The sequence below is a fragment of the Brachybacterium hainanense genome (genome assembly GCF_042434575.1).
GTDB classification, from domain to species: Bacteria; Actinomycetota; Actinomycetes; order Actinomycetales; family Dermabacteraceae; genus Brachybacterium; species Brachybacterium hainanense.
In genome coordinates this window covers 109,151-122,570 of the sequence record NZ_JBHLSV010000006.1, presented here as the reverse complement: position 1 = coordinate 122,570, position 13,420 = coordinate 109,151, and the positions used below count along the sequence as shown (strand labels likewise).

Annotated in this window: 16 protein-coding genes; 5 read left to right on the top strand and 11 right to left on the bottom strand. The window is 71.9% G+C overall.

The annotated features are described in order from the left end of the window. Positions 1-9: 9 nt before the first annotated feature. Positions 10-1,032, bottom strand: coding sequence for a siderophore ABC transporter substrate-binding protein (locus ACFFF6_RS07245; RefSeq protein WP_376979553.1), 1,023 nt, complete (start codon positions 1,030-1,032; stop codon positions 10-12). A 198-nt stretch (positions 1,033-1,230) separates the two neighbouring features. Between ACFFF6_RS07245 and ACFFF6_RS07240 the strand changes: the two genes are divergently transcribed. Beyond that, complete coding sequence (locus ACFFF6_RS07240; protein ID WP_376979551.1) at positions 1,231-1,950, top strand: phosphatase PAP2 family protein; 720 nt, start codon at positions 1,231-1,233, stop codon at positions 1,948-1,950. Here ACFFF6_RS07240 and ACFFF6_RS07235 read toward each other — a convergent pair. Beyond that, positions 1,901-3,007: an FUSC family protein gene (locus ACFFF6_RS07235; protein ID WP_376979549.1), complete on the bottom strand. Its 1,107-nt coding sequence runs from the start codon at positions 3,005-3,007 to the stop codon at positions 1,901-1,903. The two genes, ACFFF6_RS07240 and ACFFF6_RS07235, sit on opposite strands and share 50 nt — an antisense overlap. 72 nt (positions 3,008-3,079) lie before the next feature. Between ACFFF6_RS07235 and ACFFF6_RS07230 the strand changes: the two genes are divergently transcribed. Then, on the top strand, positions 3,080-4,546 hold the full coding sequence (locus ACFFF6_RS07230) for a purine-cytosine permease family protein (RefSeq protein WP_376979547.1): 1,467 nt from the start codon (positions 3,080-3,082) through the stop codon (positions 4,544-4,546). Here ACFFF6_RS07230 and ACFFF6_RS07225 read toward each other — a convergent pair whose 3' ends face one another. Beyond that, positions 4,547-5,446, bottom strand: coding sequence for a phosphotransferase family protein (locus ACFFF6_RS07225; RefSeq protein WP_376979545.1), 900 nt, complete (start codon positions 5,444-5,446; stop codon positions 4,547-4,549). 90 nt (positions 5,447-5,536) lie between these two features. Here ACFFF6_RS07225 and ACFFF6_RS07220 point away from each other — a divergent pair, with 90 nt between their 5' ends. Together ACFFF6_RS07220 and ACFFF6_RS07215 are read left to right on the top strand one after the other, a co-directional pair. Beyond that, entirely contained in the window at positions 5,537-6,118 is a 582-nt protein-coding gene (locus ACFFF6_RS07220) for a cysteine hydrolase family protein (protein WP_376979543.1), read from the top strand. Further along, positions 6,118-6,771 (top strand): alpha/beta fold hydrolase, encoded by a 654-nt coding sequence (locus ACFFF6_RS07215; RefSeq protein ID WP_376979541.1) that lies wholly within the window; start codon positions 6,118-6,120, stop codon positions 6,769-6,771. Before ACFFF6_RS07220 ends, ACFFF6_RS07215 begins: the two co-directional genes overlap by 1 nt. Before the next feature lie 70 nt (positions 6,772-6,841). Here the strand turns inward: ACFFF6_RS07215 and ACFFF6_RS07210 are convergent, their stop codons facing one another. Then, positions 6,842-7,300, bottom strand: coding sequence for a hypothetical protein (locus ACFFF6_RS07210; RefSeq protein WP_376979539.1), 459 nt, complete (start codon positions 7,298-7,300; stop codon positions 6,842-6,844). 53 nt (positions 7,301-7,353) lie between these two features. Next, positions 7,354-7,608, bottom strand: a complete 255-nt coding sequence (locus ACFFF6_RS07205) for a hypothetical protein (protein ID WP_376979538.1) — start codon at positions 7,606-7,608, stop codon at positions 7,354-7,356. Positions 7,609-8,063: 455 nt separating this feature from the next. On the opposite strand from ACFFF6_RS07205, the gene ACFFF6_RS07200 reads away from it, so the two are divergent. Then, entirely contained in the window at positions 8,064-8,591 is a 528-nt protein-coding gene (locus ACFFF6_RS07200) for a TetR/AcrR family transcriptional regulator (RefSeq protein ID WP_376979537.1), read from the top strand. A 90-nt stretch (positions 8,592-8,681) separates the two neighbouring features. On the opposite strand, the gene ACFFF6_RS07195 is transcribed toward ACFFF6_RS07200, so the two are convergent. The 6 genes from ACFFF6_RS07195 to ACFFF6_RS07170 all read right to left on the bottom strand — a co-directional run bounded on the left by ACFFF6_RS07195 (position 8,682) and on the right by ACFFF6_RS07170 (position 13,403). Continuing rightward, positions 8,682-9,344 carry a hypothetical protein gene (locus ACFFF6_RS07195; RefSeq protein WP_376979536.1) on the bottom strand — a complete coding sequence of 221 codons (663 nt, stop codon included), beginning with the start codon at positions 9,342-9,344 and terminating at the stop codon, positions 8,682-8,684. A gap of 319 nt (positions 9,345-9,663) precedes the next feature. Beyond that, entirely contained in the window at positions 9,664-10,101 is a 438-nt protein-coding gene (locus ACFFF6_RS07190) for a GNAT family N-acetyltransferase (protein ID WP_376979534.1), read from the bottom strand. Between the two features lie 311 nt (positions 10,102-10,412). Next, the gene (locus ACFFF6_RS07185; protein ID WP_376979532.1) at positions 10,413-11,048 is read right to left on the bottom strand and encodes a DAK2 domain-containing protein; all 636 of its coding nucleotides are present in this window, start codon (positions 11,046-11,048) and stop codon (positions 10,413-10,415) included. Positions 11,049-11,053: 5 nt separating this feature from the next. Beyond that, positions 11,054-12,061 carry a dihydroxyacetone kinase subunit DhaK gene (locus ACFFF6_RS07180; protein WP_376979530.1) on the bottom strand — a complete coding sequence of 336 codons (1,008 nt, stop codon included), beginning with the start codon at positions 12,059-12,061 and terminating at the stop codon, positions 11,054-11,056. A gap of 18 nt (positions 12,062-12,079) precedes the next feature. After that, positions 12,080-12,721 carry a histidine phosphatase family protein gene (locus tag ACFFF6_RS07175; protein ID WP_376979529.1) on the bottom strand — a complete coding sequence of 214 codons (642 nt, stop codon included), beginning with the start codon at positions 12,719-12,721 and terminating at the stop codon, positions 12,080-12,082. 4 nt (positions 12,722-12,725) lie between these two features. Beyond that, a complete protein-coding gene (locus ACFFF6_RS07170; RefSeq protein ID WP_376979527.1) occupies positions 12,726-13,403 on the bottom strand; it encodes a class II aldolase/adducin family protein in 678 nt (225 codons plus the stop codon). Positions 13,404-13,420: the final 17 nt, after the last annotated feature.

Here is a 13,420-nt window from a genome sequence, read left to right as displayed (position 1 = left end):
CCGGGCGGGTCACTTCTTCGCCTCGAGCGCCTCGGCGAGCGCGGTGAAGAAGGTGGTGTAGGTCTGGATGCCCTCGTTGGTGTAGGTGTCGGCGGGCATGTAGACGATGTTGCCCTCGGCCACGGCGGTGACGGAGGTGAGCGCCGCGGAGGACTCGAGGACGGACTGCGCGGGCTTGTAGTCGGGCTCGTCCGCGGCGACGGCGGCGTCGCGGTCCATGACCAGCAGCCAGTCGGGGTTGGACTGGGCGATCGCCTCGACGGAGACGTCGTCGCCCTGGTGGTCGTCGCTGGACTCGGGGACCTCGAGGGCCGGGGTGAAGCCGAACAGCTCGAACAGCGGCCCGAAGGTGCGGCCGTTGCCGGGGGCGGAGTAGCCGATCTCGCCGCCGGAGGTGATGACGGCCATGACCTTCTCGCCGGGGGTGTAGGCGGCCGTGACGCGCTCGATCGCGGCGTCGAAGTCGCCGTTCAGCGCCTCCGCCTCCGCTTCCTTGCCGAAGACCTGGCCGAGCACGGTGATCTGCCGCTTGAGCTCGTCGGCGAAGGGCTGGTCGTCGCGCGGGTCCAGGGACAGGACGGTCGCCTCGGGGACGAGCTTCTCGATGTCCTCCTGGAACTGGGTGAAGCGCTGGCCGTTGACGACGAGGTCCGGCTGGGCGGCGACGAGCAGCTCGAGGTTGGGCTCGCGATGGTTGCCGAGGTCGACGATCGAGTCGTCCTTCGTGTAGCCGATGGTCTCGGGCATGAGGGAGACCGCGGCGGCGGAGAGCTTCACGTCCCAGTCGAAGAGCGTCTGGAAGGTGCGGTTGTCGGTCGCGACGACGGAGGCGAGCGGGAGGGCGATCGTCTTCTCGCCGTCGTTGTCCTCGATCGTGACGGAGGAGGCGGCGGCGTCCCCGCCGGCGTCGGAGGCACCGGCGCCCGAGGTCGCGGCGCTCTCGGATCCCTCCGAGCCGCAGGCGGCGGCGAGCAGGCCGATGGCTCCGGCGGCGGAGACGGCACCGAGGCGGCGGCGGGTGATCGCAGTCATGAGGGGTTGCCCTTCTGGTCGGAGACGTTACGAGGAAGGGTAGCCTCACCTCCTGGATTTTCAGAACCATGTCATTGCGTTATTGCGTTACTCACAGGTAGCGGGCGGCGCCGCATGCGCGCGGGGCACCCGGCCTGCGCGGACCGGAGGCTCCTGGCCGGCGAGGTCCGCACGCCTCACGTGGGCGATGATGGAGCGATGCCCCGCGACCATCCGTCCCCGTTCTCCTCCCCGCCCGCCCTCCGCCTGCGCGCGGCGCTCCCCTGGACGGGGCTGGCGGCGGTCGCGCTGCTCGCGGTGACGCTGCTGGGCCTGCTCCTGCTCGCCTCCCCGTCGCTGCTGCGCGCGGACCAGGCCCTGGTCCGCACCGTCAACGACGTGCACTCCCCCGCGGCCGACGCGCTCGCGCGGGCGATCGACGTGGGCCTGGGCCCCCTCGGCTCCGCGATCCTGTTCGCGCTGCTGGTGGCGCTCTCCCTCGCGCGGCACCGCTGCGGACGGGACGCGCTGTGGACGGCGGCGGTGATCGGGCTGCCCTGGCTCGCCGCGCAGCTGGTCAAGCAGGTGGTGCGACGGGACCGGCCCGATCTCGCCGACCTGCTGCACGTGCTGGTGACCCAGCCGCACTCGACCAGCTTCCCCAGCGGCCACACCGCCTTCGCCGCGGCCCTGGCCTGCGCCCTCGTGCTCGCCCTGCCGCGGGGACGGGGTCGACGCCTCGCGGTGGCGGGCGGCGTCCTGTTCGTCCTGCTGGTCGCCTGGTCACGGGTGGCGCTCGGCATGCACCACGTCAGCGATGTGACGGCCTCGATCCTGCTGGTGCCCGTGATCGCGCTGTGCACGGCACGGACGCTCGCGGCGCTGGGCCTCAGCCGGTCGAGCGGATCCGGTGCGCGGAGCGTCCCGCGACCGCGATGATCACGACCACCACGATCCCGATGCCCACGCCGATCGCGGTCTCCCCGAGCCGGGCCTGCAGCATCGGCCCCGCCTCCTGCGGATGCGCCATCTGCACCATCAGCAGGGCCAGCGGCGTCACGAAGCAGAGGGCGAGGGCGTAGTTGCGCAGCACGTACAGCTCCGCCAGGAACTGCAGGAGCACCACCCAGACGGCCAGCTGCCAGGCCTGCGCGGGGAAGGACAGCAGGAACGCGGTCACGCCGATCCCCAGCACGGTCCCGATCAGCCGATGCACGCCGCGCTCGACCTGCGCACCGTGCCCGGCCGCGGACAGCGGCACGATCGCCGCGATCTGCGCCCAGTACGGGAAGGGCAGGCCCGAGAGGATCCCGATGGCTCCGGCGACCACGGCCGCCGCGAAGTAGCCCGCGCCCAGGCGCATGAGGCGACCGGGGGCGAACCGTTCGCGCGGCGGAGCCACGCCCGCGCCCGGGTGGCGCTCCCCCAGGTAGTGCCCGAGGAGGCCCAGCAGGACGCACCAGGCGGCGCTGCCTGCGGCGATCAGGACCGCGAGCTGCACGGGAGCGGCCGCAGGCGCGCTCGCGACCGCGGCGACGGCGAACAGCGGGAACAGCGCCCCACCGGGACGGATGCCGCGGCGCGCGATCTCCATCGCCGAGAACGCCGCGACCAGCGCGCCGACGATCATCGTGATCCACGGCAGCGTGCCCGGCGCGAGCACGGCCGCGGGCGCATCGGCCCCCGCGCCGAGGATCCCTCCGGGGGTGCCCAGCGAGGCGAGGACCGCGCCGATGCCCACGCATGCCGTCAGCAGCAGACCGATGAAGCTCTGGCGGCGGAAGCGCTGGGCCGTCGGCTCGTAGCGCGAGTAGATGCCGGTGAACGCCCCGAAGGACGCGTACATCGACCATTCCACCCGGTCCGTCGCGAGCAGGATCGCCAGCGGGACGGCGAGGCCCGCCGCGATCCGGAGGGCGGGGATGTGGTCGACCCGCCCCGGGGCGAGGGAGACGAGGCGGCGGGCGCGCTCGCGCAGGTCAGCAGGGACGGACATGCGCCCAGGATAAGTGCCAGGATAGGCATCGGCGGGGACGGGCCCTGCCCCATCGTCCTCCCGGGAGCGGCCATGTCCTCACCCCTCGTCGAGACCACCGGCATCGAGATCATCGCCGAGTCGGAGCGCACCGCGCGCCCGCGCGACCTGTTCTGGCCGTGGTTCGCCGCGAACGTGTCCGTGTTCGGCATGAGCTACGGCTCCTGGGTCCTGGGCTTCGGGATCTCCTTCGGGCAGGCGGTGGTCGTCTCCGTGATCGGGATCGTCGTGAGCTTCGCGCTGTGCGGGCTGATCGCGATCGCCGGCAAGCGCGGCAGCGCCCCGACGATGATCCTGTCCCGCGCGGCCTTCGGCGTGCACGGCCAGAAGGTGCCGGGGATCGTGTCGTGGCTGACCTCGATCGGCTGGGAGACGATGCTCGCGATCTCCGCGGTGCTCGCGACCGCGACCGTCCTCCAGGCCCTGGGGCTCGCCTCGGGGACCTTCGTGCTGGTGCTCGCGACCCTCGTGATCGCGGCGATCATCGTGACCGCCTCGGTGCTGGGCTATCACACGATCATGCGGATCCAGTCGGTGCTGACGTGGGCGACCGGCGCCATGACGATCCTGTTCATGCTGCTGACGATCCCTCACATCGAGTGGGCGGCGGCCGCGGCCGTGCCCGCGGGAACGCCCCAGCAGATGATCGGCGCCCTGGTCATGGTGATGACGGGCTTCGGCCTGGGCTGGATCAACATCGCCGCGGACTGGTCGCGCTACCAGAAGCGCACCGCCTCCGACGCCTCGATCATCGCCTGGAACACGATCGGGGGCTCCGCGGCCCCGGTCGTCCTCGTGATCTTCGGGCTGCTGCTGGCGGGATCGGACCCCGACGTCCTCGCGAGGATCGGCGACGACCCGGTGGGCACCCTCGTGACGCTGCTGCCGATCTGGGCGCTGATCCCCTTCTGGATCGTGGCGGTGCTGACGCTGGTCTCCGGTGCGGTCAACGGCATCTACTCCTCGGGGCTGACCCTGCTGAGCCTGGGCATCCGCATCCCCCGCCCGGCGGCCGCCTTCCTCGACGGCGCGATCCTCACGATCGGCACGATCTGGGTGGTGTTCTTCGCCGGCAGCTTCGTCGGCCCCTTCCAGAGCTTCCTCATCACCCTGGGCGTGCCGATCGCCTCCTGGGCGGGGATCCTCATCGCCGACGTCGTCTCCCGCCGGCGCGACTACGACGAGCAGGCGCTGTTCGACGCGTCCGGCCGCTACGGTGCGGTGGACTGGGCCTCGCTCCTGACCCTGGTGCTCACGTCCGTGATCGGCTGGGGCCTGGTGGTGAACCAGTACGCCGAGGATGCGCCGTGGAACAACTGGCAGGGCTATCTGCTGGAGCCGCTGGGCCTGGGCACCTTCGTGGACGACCCGGCCGGCTCGTACTGGGACGGGCCGTGGGCGTACGCGAACGTGGGCGTGCTGTTCGCCCTTGCGGCCTCGTTCCTGGTCACGCTCGTGGCACGGCGCGGGAGGATCCGGCGGCAGGAGCAGGGCGGCTGATCAGCCGATGCCCCGCACGAGCGCGGTGATCACCTCTTCCACGCGGCCGCGCATCCCGGGCACGTCGAGCGGGGCGCGGCCATGCACCTGGACGGGGATGAACTCCTCCCAGTCCGGGGAGAAGCCGATCAGCTCCCATAGCAGCCAGCCGATGTCCACGGATCGGTCTGCGAGCTCCTCATAGCGTGCTCGGAGCGCGAGCGCGTCCGCCGCCTCGTGCAGCACGGCGAGGTTGAGCATGCAATGGCCCAGGTCGCGGCCGGGATCGCCGGATCCGGCCATGGTCCAGTCCACGACCCCGCAGATCGCCCCGTCCTGCCACAGCAGGTTGAAGTGCTGGTAGTCGCCGTGGCAGAGCACCGGCGCCGCCGGGTCCCGCACGGCGAGGGCGAGCTCGAGCGCACGAGCTCCCGCAGGGAACCCGGCCAGCCATGCGCGCCTCCACGGATCCCCGAGATGGTCGTGGGCGCTGGACGAGGGCACATCGGGGCCGCACGGCAGCGCATGGATGCGGGCCAGCTGGTCGGCCATCGCTCGGACCCAGGCACCGCGATCCGCCGGATCCAGCACGACATCGCCCGGAAGCAGCGACATGAGCGTGCTGGGCCTGCCGGTGGCGCGGCCCTGGGGGTCCGAGGCGAGCAGCGCCGGAGCAGGCACACCCGTTCCCGCGAGACGGGAGAGGGCGAGGGCCTCGCGGCGGGAGGCGTCCTGCTGCCAGGCGTCCCCGCTCGGCCAGCGGCGCAGCACGACGGCGGGGACCGCGGCCCCGGCCAGGTCGAGGCGGAACATCGCCTCCGACAGGCCTCCCGTCAGCCGGACGCGGCGCGCGATCCGGACGTCCTGCCCCAGGGCATCGCGCACCCATGTCTCGATCCGGGGGTCGTTGATCGTCGTCATCGGACCACCGTAGCCGGGTGTCCGTGGTGGCGGCCGGGGCGGACACGCAGACTGCCGCGGCCCCCCGCCGCATCTTCGTAGAGTGCTCTCATGAGCGCCGCATCCCCCCGCGACCCGTGGCTCGTGGTCATCGACCCGCAGAGGATCTTCGCGGATCCCTCCTCGGACTGGGCCGCGCCCGGCTTCGAGACCGCCTTCGCGCACATCGCGGAGGCGGCAGCGGCGCTCGGGCCCGAGCGCACGCTCGTGACCCGCTGGCTGCCGACCGCGGACCGCTCGACCAGCTGGGGCGACTACTTCGCCGCCTGGCCGTTCGCCGATGTCGGAGCCGAGGACCCGCTGTACACGCTGATCGACGAGGCGCACGGTCTGTCCGCCCGCCCCACGATCGACGAGCCGACCTTCGGCAAATGGGGGACGCAGCTGGCCGGAATCGTCGGCCGCGGGGCGGAGCTGCTGGTCGCGGGTGTGTCCACGGACTGCTGCGTCATCACGACGGTCCTCGCCGCGGCCGATGCCGGTGCGCACGTCACCGTCCTGACCGATGCCTGCGCCGCCTCCTCCCCCGAGAACGGCGCCGCCGCCCTGCACACGATGGGCCTGTTCCCGCCCCAGGTACGCCTCGCGAGGACCGCCGAGGTGCTCGGGCAGATCCGGGAGGAGGCCTCCTGATGCGCGACGAGCAGGCGGTGGTCTTCCTCCCGGGGCTCGGCGACCGTCCGGAGACATGGACCGGACAGGTCGGGGCGCTGCCGCCGGGCCTCACCGGGATCGCTCTCGGCATCCGCGGGCTCCACGCCGCGAACGGCGATGCGGCCGAGCAGGAGTTCTCCCTCGCGGAGGCCGCGAAGGACGTCGTCGACGAGCTCGATCGCCGCGGCATCGCTCGGGCGCATCTGTGCGGGCATTCCCTGGGGGCGATGGTCGCGCTGCAGATCGCCCACGAGCATCCCGGGCGGGTGCGCTCCCTGGTCCTCGCCTCCGGCCAGGTGAGGCCGCCGCGAGCGCTGATGGCGCTGCAGAGCGCGGTGATGCGGCTGCTGCCCGCCCGGCTCGTCGCCCCGGAGGGGACGAGCAAGGGGCAGCTGCTCGCCGTGCTCCGGGAGGTCGCCCGGACCGATCTCACCGGGCATCTGGCAGCCATCGCGGTGCCCACGCTGGTGCTGTGCGGGGCACGGGATCGTCCCAACCTCCCCGCGGCCCGGGCCATCGCCGCGGGGATCCCGGGCGCTCGCCTGCGGATCCTCGACGGCGCCGGCCACGGGATCCTGGCCGATCGGCCCGAGGCCTTCGCCCACGAGCTGCACGCCTTCCTGCCGGGCTGAGACGAAGAGCCGGCCGGCGCAGCTCTCCGTCGCACGACGGCGCCCCGGCCCTCGCACCGCCGAGGGGATGTCAGCCCAGGAGAGCGGCGAGGACCCGCCTGACCTGGCCGATTTCCTGGCCCTGCTCGGCACGGGGACGACGGGGCCGGGCGGACACCCGCCGGAAGAGGAGATCCGCGCGTGCCGCGGAGATCCGCGCATCGAGATCGCGCCGCGCATCGTGCATGTCGGCGGCGAGGACCTCGCGCAGATCGGCGTGGACGGAGGCGAACCGCTGGCTGATCTCGGCTTCGATCCAGGCACCGACCTCGTCGTCCGCGGACGCGGATCCCGGCTCCTGCCGCGCAGGGGCGAACAGGCCGGCGAGGAGGCGGATCAGGCTCGCCAGGAACAGGAGGGCCGCGCATGCCCCGATGAGCTCGGCCGTCCTGCCGTCCTCGATCCGCACGAGAGAGGATCCGTCGCGTGCGCCCAGGACGAGCGCCGTGCTGATCGCGAGCAGCACCACGGCCACGAAGACCTCGACCATCGCGGCCAGGGTCCTCCAGCCCGACGGGCGGTGCCGGACCGATCGGCTCACGCTCATCGCCGGGCCGCCCGGGAGGCCGCGAGCCCTTCGCTCCAGGCGCGCAGCCATTCGACGTGGCGTCGCAGCACGGCTCGGGACGGGCCGCCCGGGCGGTGCAGCTCCTCGACGATCTCCTCGACAGGGCGCTCGGCCCAGCGCGCCGCCTGGTTCCAGCGCACCGGCGGGAGCTCCGCGACCCGCAGCAGCGGCCCGTCCGCCCGGTTCCTCAGCGCACGCGTCAGCTGACGCGCGACGACGTCGTTCCTCATTCCCGCCACCCCTTCATGAATTCCGCCATGCTGCAGATCTCCATCGTGTGCGACGAACTCCGGGGATCTCCGGCCTCACCTCCCGGATGCACCTTCCCCGTCCCCCTGTTTCAGCCTCTCCCCTCCCCGAACCACCCCCGTATGCGGCCATCGATCCGAGAAGCGGTGGCGCATCCGCCTCGAGGGCCCGTCACCGACGTTCCGCCTGGCCGCCGGGGTCCGGAGGTCAGGGACACACAGATCTCCCCTATTTGAGATACCTGTCCAGAAATTAGTGCATTCGCGACCCGATATCCCTCCGTACTATCTTCGAAGGCCCTGAGGGTGCGATGCCGGGATCAGAGGCGTCGCCGCCGAAGAAGGAAAGAGATCGCCACATGAACCCACAGCCTCTCGCGCCTCGAAGGAGAACCGGGCGCGCACCGGATCCCCGGCCGGCGAGAACCCGGCGGGCCGTGCTCGACGCGCTCGAGGCCCTGGCCCGGGAAGGGTGCGCGGAGGTGACGATGGGCCTGCTCTCCGAGCGCGCCGGCATCAGCCGGGCGGCGCTGTACGCGAACTTCGGGAGCCTGGACGGCGTGCTGACGATGCTCATGACCCCGGAGATCCCCGAGGCCCCCGCGCCCGAGGAGTCCCGGGCGGCGCGGGCGGTCCGCGAGCTGCACGCCCTGGTGGACTGCATGGTCGACCGACGCGACGTGATCCGGGCGGCGCGCAGCTGGAGGATCACCTCCGCCGCGCAGGCGACCCTGGTCGAGTCGTACGCAGATCGCTTCGAGGCGCTCCTCCTCCAGGACGGAGCGCCGGTCACCGAGGGGTCGACCATCCGGGAGGACTCGCTGTACTGCGCCGGAGGCCTGCTGACGACCCTGAACGGGATGCTGGTCTGCGACACCGGGACATCGACCGAGGAGCTCCGAGCGCACGGTCACGCCAGCGTCGAGCGCATCCTCCGCGCGGTGAGCACGATGCGGTTCACCTGACGCCGGTCCGAGCTGTCACCGTCCGAGGACCGATGCCCCTGCGGGACGCCGCCGAGGGCCGGCGCATGACGTCCAGCCCTCGGCATGATCTCAGCGCCGATCCTCGACGCCGTCCTTGTTGTACGTGTCCCACAGCGGGATGCCGTCCGTGTCGCGGCGGGTCCACGCAGCCAGATACACGGCCATGATCGCGGAGTTGTTGGCGGCCACGGCGTCCTCCCCCGCGAGTCGGAACTCGATCGGCTTGTCGCCTGCGAGGATCGCGACAGCCGGCCCGCGACCGGACGGGACGGTCTCGATGCTCAGGCTGCTCCCGACAGGCAGCTCGGAGACGAGCGTGATCTCGTAGTACGAGTAGCCCCCGATCTCGACGAGGCTCGACCCGACGGTGAATCCGCTGCCGGAGAAGGCGATGGTGCACTCCGGCGGGTAGGACGACAGGGACGGCGCCCGGTAGAGGAACGTCGTGCCGGCGGGGATGGGGCCCGGGCCCAGGCTGGAGATCACCGCCGTCGGCGTCGGGTCCACCGCGATCCCGGTGAACAGGTGGTCGTAGCCGTGCTCGAGAAAGCCGAACGCGTACGCCGGGCCGGGGACCGCGACGAGCGACACCTCGGCGTCCCACGGGATCGACGCCGCGAGCACGGGAGCGGCCACGGACACCACGGCGACGGGTGCGGCCCAGGCCGCCCCCTTCAGGGCGGCTCGACGCCGGACGGGCACGACGGCGGAGGGCACGGTCTTGTTGTTCATGGGGGAATCACCAATCGGGTCGCGGACCACGCGGTCCATCTCTGTCACTGATTCGCCGCGTCCGGTATCCCGATGGTCTCGGAACAGAGATGACGTCCTAAAGCCGATGTCTGGCGCACTGAAACCTTACGGCGCCGCGCCCGCCCCCGAGGCACCGAGATCTGCTGAGATCCGCGGCCCGAACGCTGAGGTGGCTCCAGGAACTGCGCAACGCCCGGCGTGCATTCCGCGCCTGCGGTCCTCGTCCCGCGGGACGTCGTCGACGCGCCCGGGACCGGGGCCCGACCGCGCCGATCAGAGCCGGGTCACGGGCCCGCGATCATCCAGCCCGTTCCGTCGCGACGGCCGGATCGATGATCGTGAACATGCCGGTCATGTCCCCGGACTCGAAGCCGAGGGACCGGTAGAGCGGCTCTCCGGCGGCTGTGGCGAACAGGGCGACGAACGCGGGGGCCGGAGCCGCCCGAGCGATCAGCTCGACGAGCCGCTCGAGGATGGCACGCCCGACCCCCGCGCCCTGATGCGCCGGGTCGACCGCGACGTCCTGGATGTAGAAGTACTTCACGCCGTCCCCGACGACGCGTCCCATGCCGATCACCTGCGTGCCGATGCTCGCCACGACCCCCAGCGACGAGCCCGCGAGGCTGGCCGGCAGCGACGGCTGGTCGAACGCGTCCTTCCACCCCACGGACTCGGCGAGCCGGCGGTGCTCGCCGGGGGTGGGGACGCGGTCCGTGAGTGTCCAGTCGGTGCTCATGCAGAAGATCCCACCACACGGTCGATGCCCCCGAGACCGTCGCCGGTCGAGAAGGCCCTCCCGGTCGGGCGAAGGGCCCCTGGCGACAGAGATGCCGACTGGCCCTGCGGCTGCGCGGCGATCGCCCCCCCCGGGACGGGAAGGTCGTGCTCACGGCGGCCCTTGCGACGGGGAACCGGACGGGGCCGATGCACACTTCCCGGAGCAGCGATCCGGCGCCTCGGGTCGCATGCTCTGTCCCGTCGCCGAAGGTCCTGCGCAGCGCGGCGCCGTGCCGGGAACGGATCATCGCTCCGTCCTCCTGGGGCGGCTCAGCCCACCGCGCCCGCCGCACCCTCGACGATGAGCTTCCCGACCACGGATCCGCCGTCGAGCACGCCGATGCTCCGCTGTGCGGAATAGGCTGCCCGGCCGTGCACGGCCATCATCCGAGTGGTGGCCTCCGAGCCCTCGGCTGCCGCCGCGGCGGCCTGCCGGGCGGCCCCGGCGAGGTCCGCACCGGCATCGAGTGCGGCGCGCAGCGCATCGGCTGCCGGGACGAGGGCGTCGAGGACCGTCTTCTCCCCCGGCTTCGACCCGGCCTTGGCCATGATGTTCGCGATGCCTGCATCGAAGGCGTCCGCGACGTCGGCGGCATCGACCGTGCCGCGGCCGCGGAGCGAGCGGGCGATCCCCATGAGGCCGAAGCTGAGGATCGTCCCGAGCGAGGACGGCGCCGCGGCGTTGAGGACCTTCGCACCCTGGCGGAACAGCTCGGCGAGGTCCGTGCGGGCGGGGTCCTGTTCGGCGACGTACGCCGCGAACGCCTGGAAGCCCTCGTCCATCGATATCCCCAGGTCGCCGTCGCCGCTGACCTGGTCGAGGCGGACCAGCAGGTCCCGGTTCTGCGTCATGAGCGCGCTGATCGCAGCCGTGCCGCGAGCAAGAGTCGAGTCGGTGTCCGTCATGGTCCTCACCTGTTCGCGTTCGTGTAGAAGGGGGTCGAGGCGGGGGCGAGCAGCAGCTCCTTCAGCTCGGCGTCGAGCTTCATGACCGTCAGCGACAGCCCAGCCATCTCCATGGAGGTCGCGAACTCCCCCACCTGCGGGCGGACCACGTCCACGCCCAGCTCCCCGAGGATCCGGTGCGCCGTCCGATAGAGGATGTACTGCTCCTCGAGCGGGGTCGAGCCGAGCCCGTTGACCAGCACGGACACCTCGTCCCCCGCCGCGAGGGGCATGTCCTCGCGGATCTTCGCGAGCAGCAGGTCGGCGATCTCCTCGGCGGTCATCATCGGCCGCACCTCGATGCCCGCCTCGCCGTGGATGCCCATGCCGATCTCGATCTCGTCCTCGGCGATCGAGAAGCCGGGCGTGCCGACCTTGGGGACGATGCAGGGCGACAGGGCCACGCCCATCGAGCGGATGTTCGCGAGCGCACGCTCGGTCACCTCCGTGATCTCGTCCAGGCTCATCATCCGGTCCGCCGCGGCGCCGGCGATCTTGTACGCGAGGACGAGCCCGGCGACGCCCCGGCGCTTCTCGGCCCGGTCCGCAGGCGAGCTCGCGACGTCGTCGCGGACCCGGACCTGGCGGGTGGCCACATCGTCGAACTCGACGTCCTCGCAGGCCATCTCGAAATTGAAGACGTCGCCGTTGTAGTTCCCGTACAGCGCGAGGACCCCGGCGCCGCTGTCGCAGGCGCGGATCATGCTCGCCATCTTCTCCGCGGACGGAGAGGCGAACACCTCGCCCACCGCGCAGCCGTCGAGCATGCCGCCGCCCACATAGCCCAGGAAGAGCGGGAGGTGCCCGCTGCCTCCCGCGGTGACGATCCCGACCCTGCCCGGCGTCGGGCCGCCGGCCCGGACCAGGACCTGATGGTCTCCGTCCAGGAGCGCGATCTGGTCGCCGTGGGCGGCGATGATGCCCTCCATGGTGTCGCGGACGAAGGTGTCCGCCGTGTTCATGATCTTCTTCATCGTCTGCTCCTCGTGCAGCTAGTTCTCGCGGACGCCCCACACCGACCGGAGCAGCTCCGGGAACGGCTCGAGATGGGCGTGGTCGTTCAGGACGTCGAGCGCCATGGCCCCGCTGGCGGGGTCGAGGGCGATCGTGGTGATGCTGCCGTTCTCGAGCGACGGCGCGACGCTCCGCCAGCGCGGGACCGGGGCGCCGAGCGCGGCGGTGACCAGCGCCCGGATGACCACGCCGTGGGTGACGACGGCGATGCGCTCCGCCCCCTCCCCGGCGAGGCCCGCCAGCGCGGCGGCGGCGCGGTCGCGGACCTCGCCGACGCTCTCCCCGCCGGGGTAGCGCAGGTCCTGCTCCATCCGGGCCTGCTCGCGCTGGAAGTCCGCGAACATCCGGACGATCTCGTGGTCGTGCAGTCCCTCCATGTCGCCGAAGTCGAGCTCGCGCAGCGCGGGAACCACGGCTCGGGGCGCGTGCAGGTGCACGTCGACGAGGTCGGCGCCCTCCCGGGCGCGGACCATGTCGCTCGAGCACAGCAGGTCGATCCTCGTCCCCGCCAGGCGCGCCCCGACGAGGGCCATCTGGCGGCGGCCGGCGGCGCTGAGACCCACGTCGACGTTGCAGCGCACATCAGCCTGGCGCCCGTGGCGGATCAGGAGGACCTGCATCGCCTCATCCCGCCGTGGCTACGGGAAAGCGGATCTGCGAGGGGTACGCCCACTTCTGCAGCTCCTCCTGGGCGAAGGAGTCCGGCTCCTCGCCACGGTTGGCGAGGAGGGAATGGTGGTAGAGCTCGGCGAGCTCCTCGATGTAGGCGGCCTTGAGATAGGCCTCGTAGATGTCCCGGTCATCGACCGCGACGGCGCCGTGCTTCTCCAGCAGCAGGCAGTCCGCCTCCAGGACCGCGCCGGTGACGGCGCTGGCGAGCTCCGGCGTGCCCGGGCGCCCGTAGGGGGCCACCGGGATCCGGCCCTTCGTGAGCCCGAGGTTCGCGACCTCGTAGACGATCGCGGGGATGGGCCGATTCAGCACCGCGAAGGTGGTCGCGTAGGCGGAGTGGGTATGGGCGATCGCGCGGACCTCGGGCCGAGCGCGGTAGATCTCGATGTGCATGAGCACCTCGCTGGTGGGGCGCAGGCCCGATTCGTTCTCGACGACCTGGCAGTCGAGGTCCATCACGACGATGTCGCGGGAGCTCATCTGCTCACGATCCAGGCTGGTCGGCGTGACAGCGATCAGGCCCGTCTCGGGGTCGCGGGCGCTGAAGTTGCCGGACTTGTGCTTGCACAGGCCGTCGTGCTGGGCACGCTTGGCGACCAGGACGACGTCCTTCTTGAGGTTCTCGAGCATGGGTGGGGGTTCCTTTC